Source organism: Bradyrhizobium sp. GCM10028915 (assembly GCF_042666195.1).
GTDB lineage: Bacteria > Pseudomonadota > Alphaproteobacteria > Rhizobiales > Xanthobacteraceae > Bradyrhizobium > Bradyrhizobium canariense_D.
Window position 1 is genome coordinate 1 of the sequence record NZ_JBHTFN010000001.1, and the last position, 17,016, is coordinate 17,016.

The 17,016-nt window shown below is 59.4% G+C and carries 15 protein-coding genes; all 15 read left to right on the top strand.

Translation table 11 applies throughout. The features are described from left to right. Positions 1 to 3,964, top strand: a 3,964-nt coding sequence (locus tag ACFQX9_RS00005) for a beta strand repeat-containing protein (protein WP_377785958.1), incomplete at its 5' end; no start/stop codon positions are given. Positions 3,965 to 4,058: 94 nt separating this feature from the next. Then, complete coding sequence (locus ACFQX9_RS00010) at positions 4,059 to 5,771, top strand: type I secretion system permease/ATPase (RefSeq protein ID WP_377785960.1); 1,713 nt, start codon at positions 4,059 to 4,061, stop codon at positions 5,769 to 5,771. Positions 5,772 to 5,780: 9 nt separating this feature from the next. Next, positions 5,781 to 7,151, top strand: coding sequence for an HlyD family type I secretion periplasmic adaptor subunit (locus ACFQX9_RS00015; RefSeq protein WP_026233538.1), 1,371 nt, complete (start codon positions 5,781 to 5,783; stop codon positions 7,149 to 7,151). 405 nt (positions 7,152 to 7,556) lie between these two features. Next, a complete protein-coding gene (locus ACFQX9_RS00020; protein ID WP_377785962.1) occupies positions 7,557 to 7,796 on the top strand; it encodes a hypothetical protein in 240 nt (79 codons plus the stop codon). Positions 7,797 to 7,813: 17 nt separating this feature from the next. Further along, positions 7,814 to 8,029, top strand: a complete 216-nt coding sequence (locus ACFQX9_RS00025) for a hypothetical protein (protein WP_018458240.1) — start codon at positions 7,814 to 7,816, stop codon at positions 8,027 to 8,029. A 101-nt stretch (positions 8,030 to 8,130) separates the two neighbouring features. Continuing rightward, the gene (locus ACFQX9_RS00030; RefSeq protein WP_162496568.1) at positions 8,131 to 8,637 is read left to right on the top strand and encodes a prepilin peptidase; all 507 of its coding nucleotides are present in this window, start codon (positions 8,131 to 8,133) and stop codon (positions 8,635 to 8,637) included. 1 nt (position 8,638) lies between these two features. Beyond that, positions 8,639 to 9,604 carry a Flp pilus assembly protein CpaB gene (gene cpaB, locus ACFQX9_RS00035; protein WP_018458242.1) on the top strand — a complete coding sequence of 322 codons (966 nt, stop codon included), beginning with the start codon at positions 8,639 to 8,641 and terminating at the stop codon, positions 9,602 to 9,604. Beyond that, positions 9,604 to 10,809 carry a Flp pilus assembly protein, ATPase CpaE gene (locus tag ACFQX9_RS00040; RefSeq protein WP_018458243.1) on the top strand — a complete coding sequence of 402 codons (1,206 nt, stop codon included), beginning with the start codon at positions 9,604 to 9,606 and terminating at the stop codon, positions 10,807 to 10,809. The genes cpaB and ACFQX9_RS00040 overlap by 1 nt, the downstream gene beginning before the upstream one ends. Further along, positions 10,806 to 12,230 carry a CpaF family protein gene (locus ACFQX9_RS00045; RefSeq protein ID WP_377785966.1) on the top strand — a complete coding sequence of 475 codons (1,425 nt, stop codon included), beginning with the start codon at positions 10,806 to 10,808 and terminating at the stop codon, positions 12,228 to 12,230. The genes ACFQX9_RS00040 and ACFQX9_RS00045 overlap by 4 nt, the downstream gene beginning before the upstream one ends. Continuing rightward, complete coding sequence (locus ACFQX9_RS00050) at positions 12,227 to 13,159, top strand: type II secretion system F family protein (protein WP_018458246.1); 933 nt, start codon at positions 12,227 to 12,229, stop codon at positions 13,157 to 13,159. Before ACFQX9_RS00045 ends, ACFQX9_RS00050 begins: the two co-directional genes overlap by 4 nt. Continuing rightward, a complete protein-coding gene (locus ACFQX9_RS00055; RefSeq protein WP_018458247.1) occupies positions 13,156 to 14,064 on the top strand; it encodes a type II secretion system F family protein in 909 nt (302 codons plus the stop codon). The genes ACFQX9_RS00050 and ACFQX9_RS00055 overlap by 4 nt, the downstream gene beginning before the upstream one ends. A 2-nt stretch (positions 14,065 to 14,066) precedes the next feature. Next, positions 14,067 to 14,714, top strand: coding sequence for an isoprenylcysteine carboxylmethyltransferase family protein (locus ACFQX9_RS00060; RefSeq protein ID WP_018458248.1), 648 nt, complete (start codon positions 14,067 to 14,069; stop codon positions 14,712 to 14,714). A gap of 51 nt (positions 14,715 to 14,765) precedes the next feature. Further along, complete coding sequence (locus ACFQX9_RS00065) at positions 14,766 to 15,212, top strand: hypothetical protein (RefSeq protein WP_051113041.1); 447 nt, start codon at positions 14,766 to 14,768, stop codon at positions 15,210 to 15,212. A gap of 9 nt (positions 15,213 to 15,221) precedes the next feature. Beyond that, entirely contained in the window at positions 15,222 to 16,559 is a 1,338-nt protein-coding gene (locus tag ACFQX9_RS00070) for a TadE/TadG family type IV pilus assembly protein (RefSeq protein ID WP_247454318.1), read from the top strand. Next, positions 16,556 to 16,975, top strand: coding sequence for a TadE family protein (locus tag ACFQX9_RS00075; protein WP_018458251.1), 420 nt, complete (start codon positions 16,556 to 16,558; stop codon positions 16,973 to 16,975). Before ACFQX9_RS00070 ends, ACFQX9_RS00075 begins: the two co-directional genes overlap by 4 nt. Positions 16,976 to 17,016: the final 41 nt, after the last annotated feature.

The following is a 17,016-nucleotide window of genomic DNA, read 5'->3' on the forward strand; positions in this document are numbered from 1 at the left end:
CGTGGTTGCGAATTACACGGTCACCGACGAGCATGGCGCCAGCGCCCCCTCGACGCTGACGATCACGCTGACCGGCACCAACGACACGCCGGTTGCGGTTGCCGGTCATACGCTCAACTACACGGAAAACCACGCCGCCACCGCGATCGACCCGGCGCTGACGGTGTCAGACGTCGACAACGCCAATCTCGTCTCGGCGACGGTGCAGATCACCGGCAATTACGTCAACGGCCAGGATGTGCTGGGCTTTACCAACCAGAACGGCATCACCGGATCGTTCAACGCGGCGACCGGGACGCTCACTTTGACCGGGTCATCCAGCGTCGCGAACTACCAGACCGCGCTGGACTCGGTGACCTACTTCAACACCAGTGATAACCCGTCGGGCCTGGCCCGCACTGTCACCATCATCACCAATGACGGGGCCGCCAACAGCGTGGCCGTGACCGACACGATCAACGTGACGCCGGTCAACGACGCGCCGGTGTTGAACGCTAATGGTGGCACGCTGTCCTATACCGAGAACCAGGCGGCGACGGCCATCGACACCGTGCTGACGGCGTCGGATGTCGACAGCACGAATCTGACCGGGGCGACAGTATCGATCACAACCAACTTCGCCTCAGGCCAGGATGTGCTCGGCTTCACCAACCAGAACGGCATCACGGGCAGCTACAATGCGGGGACCGGCGTGCTGACGCTGACCGGTTCTGCGACTGTGGCGAACTACCAGGCGGCGCTACGTTCGGTGACGTATTCGAGCTCAAGCGATAACCCCTCGGGTGCGACCCGCACCATCAGCTATCAGGTGGACGATGGGGCCGGCGCCAATCACGCCAGCAACATCGCGACCTCGACGGTGGCGGTGACGCCGGTCAACGACGCGCCGGTGTTGAACGCTAATGGTGGCACGCTGTCCTATACCGAGAACCAGGCGGCGACGGCCATCGACACCGTGCTGACGGCATCGGATGTCGACAGCACGAATCTGACCGGGGCGACGGTATCGATCACAACCAACTTCGCCTCAGGCCAGGATGTGCTCGGCTTCACCAACCAGAATGGCATCACGGGCAGCTACAATGCGGGGACCGGCGTGCTGACGCTGACCGGTTCTGCGACTGTGGCGAACTACCAGGCGGCGCTACGTTCGGTGACGTATTCGAACTCAAGCGATAACCCCTCGGGTGCGACCCGCACCATCAGCTATCAGGTGGACGATGGGGCCGGCGCCAATCACGCCAGCAACATCGCGACCTCGACGGTGGCGGTGACGCCGGTCAACGACGCGCCGGTGGCGCAGAATGACGCATATATCCTCGACACTTCAGGCGGAAATATCTTGACGGTTACAACGCCAGGAGTTCTCACCAACGACTCTGATCCAGACAGTGCAATAACTGCGGTCAAAGACACCAACCCGACCCACGGAACGGTGACGCTTAACCCCAATGGCTCATTTACTTACACGCGGACAGACTCTTTCTTAGGCACGGATTCGTTCACCTATCATACTTCAGATGGCTCTCTCTCTTCCAATCCTGTGACCGTCACAATAACGTTGGCCGGTAGCGTCAGTGGACACGTGATCAATTTTGGAAACGGTACTGACATTGCCAATTTCGCCAACAATACTTTTGATGGAAATACGCCGGCCCCTTCAGGCAATTGGTCTGTCTTGATGGGCAATGGCGGCGATACTCTGGTGACAGCATGGAATCACATCAACGGGACAACCACCTATAACGGTGGAAATGGTGCAGACGACATCACCCTGGTGTTCTCCTCCACTCAGCTTGAGCAAGTTCTCTCGAATGCAACGTTCGAAGGAGCGTTACAAAACTACTTTAACGGTTCTCCGACAGGAACTCTCGACCTTTTAGCTTCGAGCTGGCAAGCGAGCGCCACCGCTTTCGAAAACGGAAATCTCGCGCTCGCACTCAATGGAGGTGGCGCTGCGACCTATTCCGCGATCGCCGATGACTTGCCCAATCTCCTTGCGGGGTTAACCGGCAATCCTTCGGATAATACCCTGGTTGGAACTGCCAACGGTGAGACAATCTCGGGTAACGACGGCAACGATATCGTGGTGGGTCTCGGCGGCGACGATACCCTGAATGGCGGAAACGGCTCCGATCTGCTTCTCGGCGGTTCTGGAAACGATACGCTCACCGGCGGGGCCGGCATTGATATTCTGTCAGGCGGCACCGGAAACAATACGTTCAGGTATACGGCCGTTACCGACTCAAACCATGCCGGCTTCGATATTGTCACCGATTTTGCGTCGGGGTCTGACAAAATCGCGGCCACCTCGGGCCTTGCAATCACATCGATCGGCACGTCGTTGGCCACGGCGACGAGCTCAGTTGCGGCCCATACATTTGCCTGGTTTGTCGATACTGCCAACAACCAGACGATCGTCTACGGTAACGCCACGAATGGCGCCCTCAACGGCGGCACCGCCAGCCTGCTGGAAATACACCTCGCAGGGGTGACGTCATTGACTGCCACCGATTTTGCGACGGGAGTAGCTCCGGCCGGCATCGCCGGCGAGCAGATCAACCTTGGTCTGACCGATCCCTCGTCGGACCTGAACGACCTGATAACGGTCACAGTCAGCGGTGTTCCGTTGGGGTGGAGTTTGAACGCGGGGACGAACGAAGGCAACGGCACCTGGACGGTGCAAACAAATGATGTCCGGTCGCTAGCAGTTACCACGCTCACCGACTTCGCGGGTGCGGTTGTCCTGAACGTTGCCGAAACGTGGACGGAGGCAGACGGCAGCACGGGAACCAGGGTTGTTTTCGACAATATTGAAGCTTACGCGGCCGGTTCACCAATCTTCGCCATTTCGGGCGACGACAACCTGACCGCTTCGAGCGGCAACGACTTGCTCGTTTTCGCTCAACCGATTGGCCGGGATACGATCTACAATTTTGACACCGCGCACGACCAGATCGATCTGGTCGGTTATGCCGAGTTCACCGGCTTTGGCGACATTCAGGCGCACACGGCCAATGACAGTAACGGCAACGCGGTGATCTCAGCGGGAGAGGGGCAGTCGATCACGCTGCATGGGGTCGATGCCTCGTCGCTCACGGCAAGCGACTTCATCTTCGATCAAACGCCGGTCACTGAAAACGCCGGCCACATGGTGATCGCCGATGGTGCAATCCTGCCGCTCTCCGGCATCATCGACAATACCGGCACGATCGAGTTGAACTCGAGCGGAAGCGAGACCGATCTCGAACTGATCGAGCACGGCATCACGCTGCAGGGCCACGGGCAGGTCATCCTGTCCGACAGCAGTGAGAACGTGATCACCGGAACGGTTTCCGATGTTACGCTGACGAACGTGGACAACACGATCTCGGGTGCCGGCCACCTCGGGGATGGGATGATGGTGCTGGTCAACGAAGGCACGATCATCGCCACCGGCACCAATGCGCTCGACATCGATACCGGAGCTAACGCCGTCACCAACACCGGCACGATCGAGGCAACAGGAACCGGTGGACTGGAGGTCCACAGCGACCTCGTCAACACCGGCGTGTTGTGGGCCAATGGCGGCAACGTCACAATCGATGGCAATGTCAGCGGTAACGGAACGGCTCAGATTAGCGGTTCGGCCACACTCGAATTCGGAGCGGCCTCATCTGCGCATGTCACGCTTGATGCCCAAGCGACCGGGACAATCGTGCTCCATGACTCCTTCGACTTTAGCGGGGTCGTGTCCGGATTTAACGGGGATGACCACCTTGATCTCCTCGATGTGGCATTCGGGGCCGGCACGACCGCGAGCTATGTCGCAAATCAGGCTGGTGCTGGAGGAACCCTGTCGGTGACCGACGGAGTCCATACCGCCAATATTACCCTGTTGGGCCAGTACGACCCCGCGGGCTTCCAAACCGAGGCAGACAAGAACACGGGAACGCTCATCAGCTACCACGACCATCTGGCCTGATGCGCGGCGGGGAAATGGGTCGGGGCGAATGTTGCGGCCCTGACTTTGGATTACGGCGTGATTTTGAAGAGGGGCGGATTTTCCGCTGATCTGTGTGAGTACTCCGTTCAAAAGACCCGACGAACTCCGGCGTTTGCTGCAAAGCTGCCGGGGCTATTTCGTCACTGCCGCGATCTTCAGCTTGGCGATCAATCTGCTTTACCTGGCCGGACCGCTCTACATGCTGCAGGTCTATGACCGGGTGATCGCAAGCGCCAGCGAGATCACGCTGCTGATGCTCACGATCGCGCTGTTGATGGCGTTGCTGGCGCTGGCAGGGCTGGATGCCGTACGCGCCCGCGTGCTGACCCGCGCCAGCATTCGCCTCGACCAGACGATCGCGGCGCGCGTGATGACGGCGATCATTCATCGCTCCGCTGGCGCCGGCGGCGCGCGCAGCCAGCTGCTGCGCGATTTCGACACCTTCCGCCAGTTCGTCACCGGCATGGGGATCCATGCGATCTTCGATCTGCCCTGGGCGCCGATCTACATTGCCGTGATTTTTGTGCTGCACCCGTTCCTGGGGGCGTTCGCATTGGGCTGCTCCATCCTGCTGATTCTTATGGCCCTGTTTAACGAGTGGCGGGTCAAGCTGCCGTTGACGGAGGCCGGCGAGGCGGCTTCCCGGAGCTATAGCTTTACCGAGATGAGCCTGCGCAATACCGAAGTGGTGCGGGCGATGGGCATGACCGAAGGGCTGCTGAGGCGTTGGGCCCGTGATCGCACCCGTATGCTTGAACGGCAGGTCTCTGCGAGCGATCGCGCCGCCACCATGCAGAGCATCATCCGTTTTCTGCGGCTTGCCATGCAGTCGATGATACTTGGCCTCGGCGCCTATCTCGTGATCGAGCGACTTGCAACCGTCGGCGCCATGTTCGCCGCGAGCATTCTGCTCGGAAGAGCCCTGCAGCCGGTAGAGCAGATCGTTGGATCCTGGCGCAATCTTGTATCTGCTCGTGGAGCATTCCTGCGCATCCGCGAGCTCTTGAAAGCCGATCCCCAACGGGAGGTCGGTTTGACGCTGCCGCGCCCGCAGGGCCGACTCTCGGTCGAGGGGCTCTCCTATGTGCCGCCGTTTGGTTCGAAGCCCATCCTGCGCGGGGTATCGTTCGCAATCGAGCCGGGCGAAGTGCTGGGCATCATTGGTCCTTCGGGCGCCGGGAAATCCACGCTTTCGCGTCATCTGGTCGGTGTGCTTGCGCCATCTGCTGGCGCGGTGCGACTGGACGGGGCGGACGTCTCGAGCTGGATCAAGAAGTCACTCGGCCAGCATATCGGTTATCTCCCCCAGGATATTGAGCTGTTTGCTGACACTGTTGCCGTCAACATCAGCCGATTCCAGGAGGGCGAAGACAGGGAGGTGATTCTGGCGGCGCGGATGGCGGACGTGCACGAGATGATCCTGCGCCTGCCGGATGGCTATGATACGCAGGTGGGAGAAGGCGGCGCCATACTCTCGGGCGGTTATCGTCAGCGTATTGGTCTTGCCCGCGCCATCTTCGCCAATCCGAGCCTTCTCGTGCTCGACGAGCCGAGCTCCAATCTCGACGCCGAAGGAGACGCCGCGCTCGCCGATTGCATTCTTCAACTCAAGAAGCGCGGCACGACGGTGGTGATTATCTCCCATCGGCCGGCCACCATCGGCGTGGCTGACAAGATCCTGGTGCTGCGTGAAGGCGTCGTCGAGATGTTCGGACCGCGCGCCGAGATCCTGGCCCGTCTGACGAGGCCCGTACCGATCCACACGGTCCGCGAGACGACGGGTTAGGACATGGTCATGGCGCTGATGGAGTTTACAAGCTGGTCGAAACCACGCGCATTAGCGCCGAGCTCGACGAGTGATCAACTCAGGAGCGGTGCACCGAGCGACTCGATTCGTCGCGTAGCACTCGCGGGATGGCTGATCATCGCCATCTTTTTCGGCGGATTCGGCACCTGGGCGCTGACGGCACCACTCAACGGCGCCGTGGTTGCAAATGCTATCGTAAAGGTCGACGGCAACCGCAAGAGCGTTCAGCACCTCGATGGCGGCATTGTCAGGGAATTGCATGTCCGGGAAGGGGAGCGGGTGCTGGCAGGCGATCTCCTGATCGTTCTGGACGATACGCAGGTCCGTGCCGAGTATGAGGTGCTCACACAACAATATGCCGTGCTTCGTGCAACGGAAGTACGGCTCCTGACGGAGCTCGATCATGGATCCGAGCTGGCCATGCCGGCCGATTTGAGGGCGCGCTCTGATGACCGCTACTTTAAGAGCGTATGGACCGGTCAGCTCAATCAGTTCGACAGTCGGCGAGCATCGCTTGACGGGCAACGAAGCGTCATTCGCGAGAAGATCAACCAGCTTGGGTCACAGATTGTGGGCGCCGAGGCACAGGTCAAGGCCTTCACCGATCAGATCAACTCGGTCCGCAACGAGGCAAAGGATCTTGCGCCGTTGGTCGAACGGGGCCTGATTGCGCGTCCGCGAATTCTCCAGCTGGAGCGGACGGCGTACGGTTTGGAAGGCCAGATCGCCGATACAAAAGCCGGTATCGCGAAGGCCCGACAGGCCATCGCCGAGCAAGAGCAGCAGATCGCCCAACTCGACAATGATCGGATGACAGATGTCACCAAGGACTTGCGTGACACGCAGGCCAGATTGCTCGAGGTCATTCCGAAGGCGTTGAGTGCAAAGTCGGTCCTGGGTCGCATGGAAATTCGGGCGCCCTATACCGGCCGGGTCGTGGGATTGACCGTGTTCGCCGTCGGCAGCGTCATCCAGCGCGGCGACAAGATCCTCGACATCGTACCGGCCGAGGACGCACTCACCATCGAAGCCCAGGTTGCGGTGGAGGACATCAGCGACGTACATCCCAATATGCGCGCCGAAGTCCATCTCACTGCCTACAAGCAGCGCATCGTCCCGATCATTCACGGCGACGTCATTCAGGTTTCGGCTGACCGCCTCACTGATCCCAAGACAAATGCGCCGTACTACACGGCCTTTGTCCGGATTGATCAGAGTGAGTTGGCGGACATGCCGAACATTCGCCTGTACCCTGGCATGCCGGCGACCGTTATGATCCCGACCGTCCAGCGAACCGCGTTTGATTACATCGTCGGGCCGCTCGCGATGTCATTCAATCAGTCGTTCCGGCAGAAGTAACCGGTCAAGCAACCGATGGACGAGGCAATCCAGTAGCGACGCCGAGCCGGACGACGAAGGATCAAATGGCCTCGTCCCGGAGGCCAACTTCGCTTGACGACGCAAATCGCTGCAAAGCCAGAGGCCGAGGAGGTGCGGTGTGAGAGGCACGAGGCCATCAAGGCATTCATAGCGCTTACCGCACGGGCGATATCAACGGCTTGCAGACGGCGCGCTAGGTCATCCGGCCGACCTCGCGAAATTTGATCCATGCACGCTGGTGTCGTCGCTGCATCCGCCGGTCATATGCGAGTGGATTGAAAGGGTTGGATGCACTCCGACAACTCATCGGCTTTGCATAAATATCGAATTTCCGAATAATCAAATTATATCGCCGTCCACCCGTAATAATCCGGTGATTCTTTAATGACTCTCAGCCAGCGCTCTGCCCAGGATTCCGATTGTTGGCCGGCTATCGTCTTTGTATTACGACGTTTTATCGATTTTTGGAATGTCACGACGGCGCGTTTTGCGGCGGTTAATTCAGTATGGTATTATATATTAAATATTGACGCTAATAAACATTTAATGGATAGTTTATCGCTGGCGGCCGGATATAATCCGCAGCCGCTGGAAGTTGCCGAGGTGTCTGCAAATTCATCTTGAAAGAAGGGATTCTTCCAATGTTGCAATATTACATCGAGACCAAGGAAGCGTTGAAGCGTCTGCGGACGGACCAGGATGGCGTGGTGTCATTCGAGTACATCATCGTCGCGGTTTGCATCGTTGGCGCAGTGGGTGCTGTGTTCGGTGGCGGAGCCGGTGGACAGATCGGGGCGGCGTTAACGACCGGGATCACCGCAATCACCACCGCTTTCACCACCGCGATCGCTGGTTGATACGGCCATCTTGGCGCCAGAGGGGGGCAATCCAAGCTGCCCCCCTCCCGCAGGAGTGCTCCCGCTAGTTTGCCTTCCACCTTTTTTGAACCGTGCATTTCATGAGTTGGATTGCTCCCACAGCCTCGACCCTGGAAATCCTGTTGTTGCTCTATGTCGCAACGATGGACGTTGCGACGCGCCTGATCCGAAACGAAATTTGTCTCGCGCTGGCGCTCCTCGGGATCGCCGGTCAGTTGCCTAGCCCGATTCAAGTCGCTGTGTCGCTGATCGCAGCCGCGATCCTCTTTCTGCTGCTTTTTGTCCTATACGCGCGCGGAGGAATTGGTGGCGGCGATGTCAAGCTGCTGGTTGCCCTGGCGGTTGGTCTCCCCCCGAGCGGCGTGATGCAGTTGCTAACGGTCACCGTGCTGGCCGGCGGCGTTCTTGCCTTGGGGCATCTGATGATGCGCCACCTGCCATATCCCAGGTTGGCACCCGCCGGATCGTCGCTCGTACGGCGGATCTACGCGATCGAGCGTTGGCGCCATTTGCGACACGCCCCGCTGCCTTACGGAGTTGCTATCGCATGTGGCGGTATCTGGACCATACTGAGCAAAGGATCGTGAAATGTCATCCGCGCTGCGTCTGTCGATCATCGTGGTGCTTTTGCTTGCAACCACAGCGTTCGGACTGATTGCCTATAGCATGAACCTGCCGAAGGCCACGCCTCCGGTCCCGGTACAGGTGACAGCGACGACCCTCGCGCCGGCGGCGCCGGCGACGGCCGGATACTTTATCGCGGTACGGCCGTTGCCGAGGGGGACGTTGGCCCGCGAAGAGGATTTCGCCGTGCGCGCGGTGCCGCCGGAGCGCGTTCCCCAGGGAGCTATCCTTGAAACCCCCGAGTCCAAGTCCGGACTTCCGGGGTCACTCATCCGCAACTTCGTCGAAGCGGGCAGTCTCATTACATTGCAGGATATCCTGCGTCCGCGGGATCGGGGTTTCCTCGCCAGTATCCTGGCGCCAGACAGCCGTGCCATCAGCATCAAGGTTGACGAGGAGGCCGGTGTCTCGGGCCTCATCAGGCCGGGCGATCACGTGGACGTCGTGTTGACCCAGGTTTTCGAGAAAGTCGATACCGCGCGTCGCGCCCTGAGCGAAACCGTTCTGCGCAATGTTCGAGTCATCGCGATTGATCAGGAGATCGTGCAGGGCGCGCGACCCATTAGCGGGATGGCAGGTAAGCAAACGCAGACTGTTTCACTGGAGCTTACGCAGGTCCAGGTCAAGAAAGTCACCGTCGCAAAGCAGCTCGGGACGCTCTCCTTGGCCGTACGCGCAGCAGTCGATCAGTGGGACAAGGCAGACACCGGCGCGATGTCGAGCTGTGATGTGTCGCCTGAACTTGCCCGCCAGTATGCAATTTCTGCACAGAGAACGGCAGTAGTCGTTCATTCAGGCGGTGAGGTCAAGCAATACACGGTCAGAAAGCAAGTGGAAGACGCTCTCGTCAGCTGCGACGGTGCATCGGATGCCGTAGGCCCGACTGCAACGGCGGTGGGTTACGATAACAGGTTGTCGGAGAAACGCTGATGAACATTGCCATAGCCACTCCGCCTGAAGAATCGACCTCAATCGTCACGCGTAACCGCATCGTCGGTTTCGTAAATGATGAGCTCAGCGCTGCGGCGTTGCGCAAGGGGCTCGAAGGCGCCAACCTCTCGATCAGGCGCGGCACGATCCGCAATGCCATACGGATGCTTGAAACCGACACCGACCTGTTTGCGCTGGTGGCAGACATCAGTGGCATCGATGATCCTTTTACTGAACTGGAAAGGCTGTCCGGCGTCTGTCCACCCGATGTCCGAGTAGCCGTGATCGGCGATAACAGGGAGATTACCTTCTACCGTGAGCTCCTGGAGCTCGGCTTGACGGAGTATCTGCCGCGGCCGCTCACGCGCGATATGGTGCTGGACAAGCTGCGCCCCAAGCTGCTCGGCGACGTGGCAGCCAACCACATCGATCGTGGCGGGCACGTGGTCTCGATCTGCGGGGCGCAGGGCGGCGCCGGCGCCACGAGCATCGCGATCAATCTGGCGCTGCAACTCGCCGAGACAACCAAGGCCAAAGTGGCGCTGCTTGATCTTCATTTGCAGGGCGGCGAGGCCGCCGTGATGCTGGGTGTTCGTCCCGGGCCGGGGCTGCGCATCGCTCTGGAAAATCCGATGCGGGCGGACACACTCTTCCTCGAGCGCGCGGCAATCGAAGTCAACGAAAGGGTTTGCTTGGTCTCGGCCGACGAGGACCTCGATGCGCAGCTCGAAATTACGGAAGCTGGCATACGACACGTGCTGGGTCTGCTGCGTCAACGGTTCAACTACATCGTCGTGGATGTACCCGTCCCGTTTCCGCCGTCGATCTATCCCGTGATTAAACTTTCCCGTCATGTGATGGTGCTGCTCGAATCCGAGGTGACCGGACTTCGCAATGCCCATGCGCTACGCGCCGCCGTGATCAACATCGCGGGCAAGGACCGGGTCTTTACCTTGCTCAACCGGGCCGGTCGTCCCGGGGGCCTGCCGAGGGCGGCGGTCGTCAAGGCGTTGGGTGCAGAGCCCGACATCGTCATTCCCGATCTCGGCAAGGGCATGACCGAGGCGCTCAATCTGGGCATTCCAGCTCTGAAGCACGTCAGAAAATTGCGGCGCCACCTGGCACCGATCGTACGGGAGATCAGCGGTGTCGCTGCTGAGCGGAGTGGCTGGTGGAGGAGGGTGCTCACAGCACATCTGCGATGAAAAAGTTTGGTAGGCGTGAAGACGACGCACCAGCTCACGTATCTTCATTGGCGACAAGCCTCCCTGCATCTGCGATGGGCTTGCCTTTGCCGCCGCTCAGCACGGCTGCATCCGCACCGAGCGTGCCGTCGCCTGCGCCAAGGCGCGACGAACCGCCGATCGACCAACCCATAATCCCGCCTTCGCTGCGTGAACGGGTGATTGAGCAGATCGAGCCATCGGTGGCCGCAACCGTCTCGCGGGAAGTTCTCCGGCGGCAGATTGAGGAGATCATCCATCAAATTGCCAACCAGGAACGGCTCGAGCTGTCGGGCCGTGAGCAGCTGCAGCTCGCAGACGAAATTGCCGACGACATGACGGGCTACGGGCCGCTCCGTCCGCTACTACTGGACCAATCGATCAACGATATCATGGTGAACGGTCCGAGTAATGTCTACGTGGAGCGAAACGGCAAGCTGGAACGAGTTGCGGTGCGATTCCGGGACAATGGTCACATTGCTTCCGTCGCTCAGAAGATTGCCGCGCAGGTTGGCCGGCGTGTCGACGAGTCCAGTCCGATGGTCGATTGTCGCCTGCTGGATGGCAGCCGGGTCAACATCATCCTCCCGCCGCTGGCGATCCATAGTCCGTGCATTTCCATCCGAAAATTTCCAAGCCGCCGTTTGGACATAGCCGGATTGATTGAAAACGGCTCAATGACCGCGGCCATCGGACGTTTGCTGGAGATCGCCGCCCGCTCGCGGCTCAATGTTCTGGTCTCCGGCGGTACCGGATCCGGCAAGACGACGCTCCTGAACGCTATGAGCCAGTTCATCGATCACACCGAACGCATTGTCACGATCGAGGACGCGGCGGAGTTGCAGCTTCAGCAGCCGCACGTGATCAGCCTGGAGACCCGGCCCCCCAGCCTCGAGGGCACAGGGCAGGTGACACAGCGCGATTTGCTGGTGAATGCCCTGCGCATGCGTCCCGACCGGATCGTCGTTGGCGAGGTGCGCAGTGCCGAAGCATTCGACATGCTGCAGGCGATGAACACCGGCCATGATGGTTCGATCTCCACGGTACACGCGAACAGTACCCGGGATGCCCTGACCCGCATCGAAAACATGGTGCAGATGGGACAGGTCAATCTACCGTCGCGCGCCATTCGAAGTCAGATCGTCGCTGCGCTGGATCTCATTGTGCAGGTCGAACGCATGCGGGACGGACAGCGCCGCATCATTCAGATCAGCGAGGTGATCGGCCTTGAAGGGGAGGTGATCACCACCAATGACATCGCAGCCTTCGAGTATCAAGAGGAGGATGTGAACGGGCGGATATCGGGCAGCTATAAGTCCAACCTTGCAACTCCGAAGTTCAAAAGCCGTCTTGTCTATTTCGGGCTAGATGGTGCTTGGGCCGAGGCCATGAGGCAAGTATGATGCTGGAGTCCGTGATCGTCACTGTTCTGGCCCTCGCGATGTGTGCAGCAGCCATCTCGTTGTGGCTCGACGCTCGGGAAAGACGCATCAATCGCCAGTTGGCGATTGCTCTGCCAACGTCGCATCCGGCTAACCTACCATCCATTCGCCGCTTGGAGACCGGGTCCCAGGCTCAGTTTCTCAATCGGCTGTCCAATTACAATCCCGATATACCCTACGTGTTGCATCCGGCCTATGTGCTGCTCGCCGGTGCATTCGGAGCAGCAGCGATCCTTTATGCGAACAGCCAGCTGGGATATTCCCTGGTCTACGTGTCCATCGTCGCCGCAATCACGGCCATTATTGTGATACGAGGCCTGTTTGGATGGCAGAAACGTCGGTTCGCTCTTCAGCTTTTTCGACAGCTGCCTGACGCGATCCAGCTGGTGACAAGTACCGTGCGATCAGGCCTGCCTGTGCACGAGGCATTTCGTGCCCTCGCGCGCGATATGCCGCAGCCAACGGCTGGGCAGTTTGCCATCGTATGCAGCGAAGTGAATCTGGGTAGACCTCCAGAGGAAGCTGTCCAGGCTGTCTATCGGCGAACTCAGGTGGCGGAGTATGCGATCTTTGCGGTGACACTTGCCGTTCAGATGAAGTCCGGTGGCAGCCTGGCCGAGACCTTGCAGAACCTGGGAGACACTGTCAGGCAACGTGTTGCGCTGGCTGCTCGCGCCAAGGCACTGGCGGGAGAGGTGATCTTTTCCTCACGAGCGCTGACGGTCTCGCCATTGATTGCAGGTGGGGTCCTATACGCAGCCAATCCGCAAACCGTCGATCTGTTGTTCACCGATCCGGTCGGAAACAAGCTGCTGGTCTACGCAGTCGTTTCGGTGCTTGTTGGAGCCCTGGTGATAAGTTGGATGGTCAGAAGGGAAACAGCACTATGACCTCTGGTCTCAGTCTGGTGGCCCTCGCAGTCGTGGCTGGGACTGCGTCCTGCATGTTGATTATCCGCGAAATACACGTTCGTACATTGGACGCCCGGGTGTCGAACGCTGTGATGGGCGTTGCTGGCCAGTCTGCCCCCTTCCAGGATGTGACCGGTTGGTTTTCGTCACTCGGCATGCGGTATCGTCGCTTCTATGCTGAGGAAAATCTGGATCAGCTACGAACCATCCTTCAATCATCAGGTTTCAATCATCATCGAGCCTTGCCGACCTGGATCGGTGTCAAAGCCGTCAGCATGGCCCTCTGCCCGATCATCGCCGGGTGTGTCGCTCAGCTTTTCGGGAAGGCACTGCTGGATGTGCTGGTCTTCACACTTATTGGCGTGGCGATCGGCATTTTAGCGCCGCGATTGATACTGGCGGTGCTGAAGCGGCGGTTTGATGCCGCCATTCGACTGGGCACGCCGGATATGATCGATTTGCTGGTTGTGTGCAGCGAATCGGGAATGGGCCTGGAAAGCGGGCTGGCACGCGTAGCGCAAGAAATGCATGAGACCAATCCTGCTATAGCCCGGGTCATGAGCGGCCTTCTTGATGATCTCCGAATCCTGCCAAGGCGCAGCGACGCATTCGATAAACTGGGATCTACGTCGGATGGGCTCCGCCGGTTCGGACTCATGGTCGCCCAAAGCCTGCAATACGGAACGCCGGTGGGCCAGGCTCTGCGGAGTGTCGCTGTCGACCTCCGGCGCGAACGTATTACCAAGCTTGAAGAAAGAGCACACAAGTTGGGCGCCAAGCTGACTATTCCGATGGTGTTGTTCCTGCTTCCAGCCATGTTCGTCATTTTGGGAGGAAGTCCCATTCTGCACCTCGTGCGTTCGTTCGCCAGCTTCGGTAAGTAGCCATGAGCACGATTGCCCTGTCGAAAACCTCCTCTTACGATCGGACGATGCAACTGTTCGGCGGCATGTGGTTCATGTTGCTGGCGCTTGGCGTCGCCATCAAGATCGGATCGTCGGCTCATGATCCCTGGCCGTCGCTCCTGTCGAGTGTTTGCCTCGCTGTCTTCTACGTGCTCCTGGCGCTGTTGATCATCACGCGGCCTCCGGCGAAGGCGCAAGCGAACGGCCGTCTGCCAAGGATAGCGGCGTTCGTCGGTACCTACATGCCGTGGACGATCGCCTTCTTCGGCGAAACCGACAAGGCGTTACCAAACCTGGCGTCCACCGCGTGCGTGTTGATCGGCATGATCATGATGCTGGTCACCATCCGACATCTTGGCAGGTCGTTCAGTCTGGTGCCACAGGCGCGCAACGTGGTGCAAACGGGCCCGTATCGGTGGATCAAGCACCCGCTCTACCTTGCGGAGGAAATCGCCGTGTTGGGCGTGGTGCTGAGAAGCCCGACGCCGCTGACAGCGGCCTTGCTCGTCTTGCATATCGGCGTTCAGGTTTGCCGCATTTATTACGAAGAGGACCTGCTTCGTCGCAACTGCCCGGAATATTCCGGTTACGAAGCATCGCGCTGGAGAGTGGTCCCTTACGTTTGGTGAGTGCTGTTCCGGTCGGAGACCGGAAGGGTGAGTATCGGTGGAGGTCAACTCATGAGCCACAAGAAGTCGTTGATCGTGGATCAACGCGGCGCCGTCGGGCTTGAGGCCATGATCGTCTACATTTTCTTGGCGTCGTTCCTGCTTGTGCCGCTCGCCGACCTGGCTGCTGCGGGCTTCCAGTTTATCTCCGCATGGAGCGCATTGCGCTCCTTCGGGCAGTATGTGCAGTACGCTAATCCGCTCGCCCCTGACGGCACGGTGAGCTGGAAGACAGGGCTACAGACCACAGTCGCAGGTCATGCGATCAGCAACCTTCAGGTTTTGTGCGGCGACGCAGGGGCCACCTGTTCGCCGAGCAATCTTGCTTCTCCAAAGTACATTACATTTTCGACAACCGTCACTTTGGCCCCGCTTGGGGCACGCCCGCCTTTTGTGGGTTCGCTGCTGTGTCCGACCACCTGCACGTACACGCTGCGTCACTCAGAACGCTTCCAGTAGGGTGTTTCCATGCGTGATCTGCTCCGTTCCCAACGAGGTTCCGCCGCATTAGCAACAGTCATCGCTCTCGTGCCGCTCATCGGAGTAGTCGCGATCGGGGCCGAGGCCGGATCGTGGTACGTCACCCGCCAGCACGCGCAGAACGCCGCGGACTCGGCGGCCTATTCGGGCGCATTGCGGCTTTCATGTACGATGGCGGGCGCGGCCTGCGAAACCCAGACAGTGGATTATCGCGGCAAGGAATTCGCGGCACAGAACGGGTTTTGCAACTACAGTCCCAACGACGCTACCGGCTATCCGGGGAGAAACTGTCCGACGAGCCTACCGACCAGAACCTCGCGGGCCGTGCAGATCGATATCGGCGATTACAATGCGGGCGCGTTCACAACGCCACCTGCAGGCACCGGCAATGCCGTTCGCGCCAGGGTCAGCCAGCAACAACCGGCGTACTTGGCGGCAGTGCTGGGTTTGACAACCGTCAACATCCCCGCCCAAGCGATTGCCATGGTTCAGCAGCCGACAAAGGCCTGCGTCCTGGCGCTTGGACCTGACTCAGGCGCGCTCAAGCTTGCTGGCAACCTCAGCAACAACGGAACCGGCTGCGCGCTGATGTCGGATAGCAGTATTCAACTTGCCAGCACTCCAACGTTCACCGGCTCGGGATGGGCAGTTTATGGTGTAAGTGGCTGCACCCCCACGGGCAGCTGCAGCAATGTCAGCGTGCCGCACAACTATTTCATGACGTACGCTAGCAATCCGCTCAGCAAACTGGACACCGCATCGTTTAACAGCAGGACGGGCAATACAAGTATGCCCTGCACCCTTCAGGCGGATGGGTGGAAGCATTGCGCGCCCAATAGCGCGGGGACTGGAGCTTACGGCAATTTCACGGTGCAGAATGGCGACAAGTACGTTTTGGATCCGGGAACATATTTCTTCTACAAAGCAAATATAAAGATGACCGGCGGACAACTGAAAGGCGCAGGCGTAACCCTCGTCTTGCTCGGAGACTCGCAGCTCACCATCAACGGGGGGACGGCTGATCTCTCCGCACCTGCCACTAACACCTTCTCCTCTGATCTAAATGGCGTCTTGATTGATGATCAGGCCCCGAGCAAGACCAGCAACAAGGTCACTATAAACGGCGGCGGCCAGGTTAGCCTGGGCGGGGCTATCTACTTTCCCAAGGTCGACGTTAGCTGGGCCGGTACGACTTCAAGTGCGAATACGACCTGTTCGCAAGTGATCGCCAAAACGATCGACATGAGCGGTGGCGGCTACCTCAGCACGCAAGGCTGTGCGCCGGCCACCATCATTTACACCCAAGTTGTCGCTTTGGTGCAATGATGAGAAAGCTCGACAATCGCGGTATCGCGCCCTTTGAATTCATCGTGGTGTTCGTGGCGCTTTTCACATTGATGTTCGTCATCTTCGATCTTGGGCGCTATGCCATCACGATGCAATCCTTGCGGACGCTTGCGAGTGCTGGCGCCCGTGCGGTCATGATCAGCTGCTATACGCCTGCCTTGCTTCAAAGCCCGCCGCAGTCGCCGGCCGGCTGCACCGGGGATCCCCTGTCCACCGCCGCCAAGAAGAACGCGGCTCCCTTCCTGTTTTTCGGAGGTCTGACGCCAACGCTGACCGTGGGGGCCAACAGCAACAGCTTGAGTGTTACAGCTTCCCAAGCAAAGTTTACGATGCTGATGCCCATATGGGGCACAGCGCTCAATGCGCCGAGCGCCTCCAACCAGATTCCCTTCTAGGGGCGAATATGGCAGCACGCCTGACATGTTTCGCCCGACAG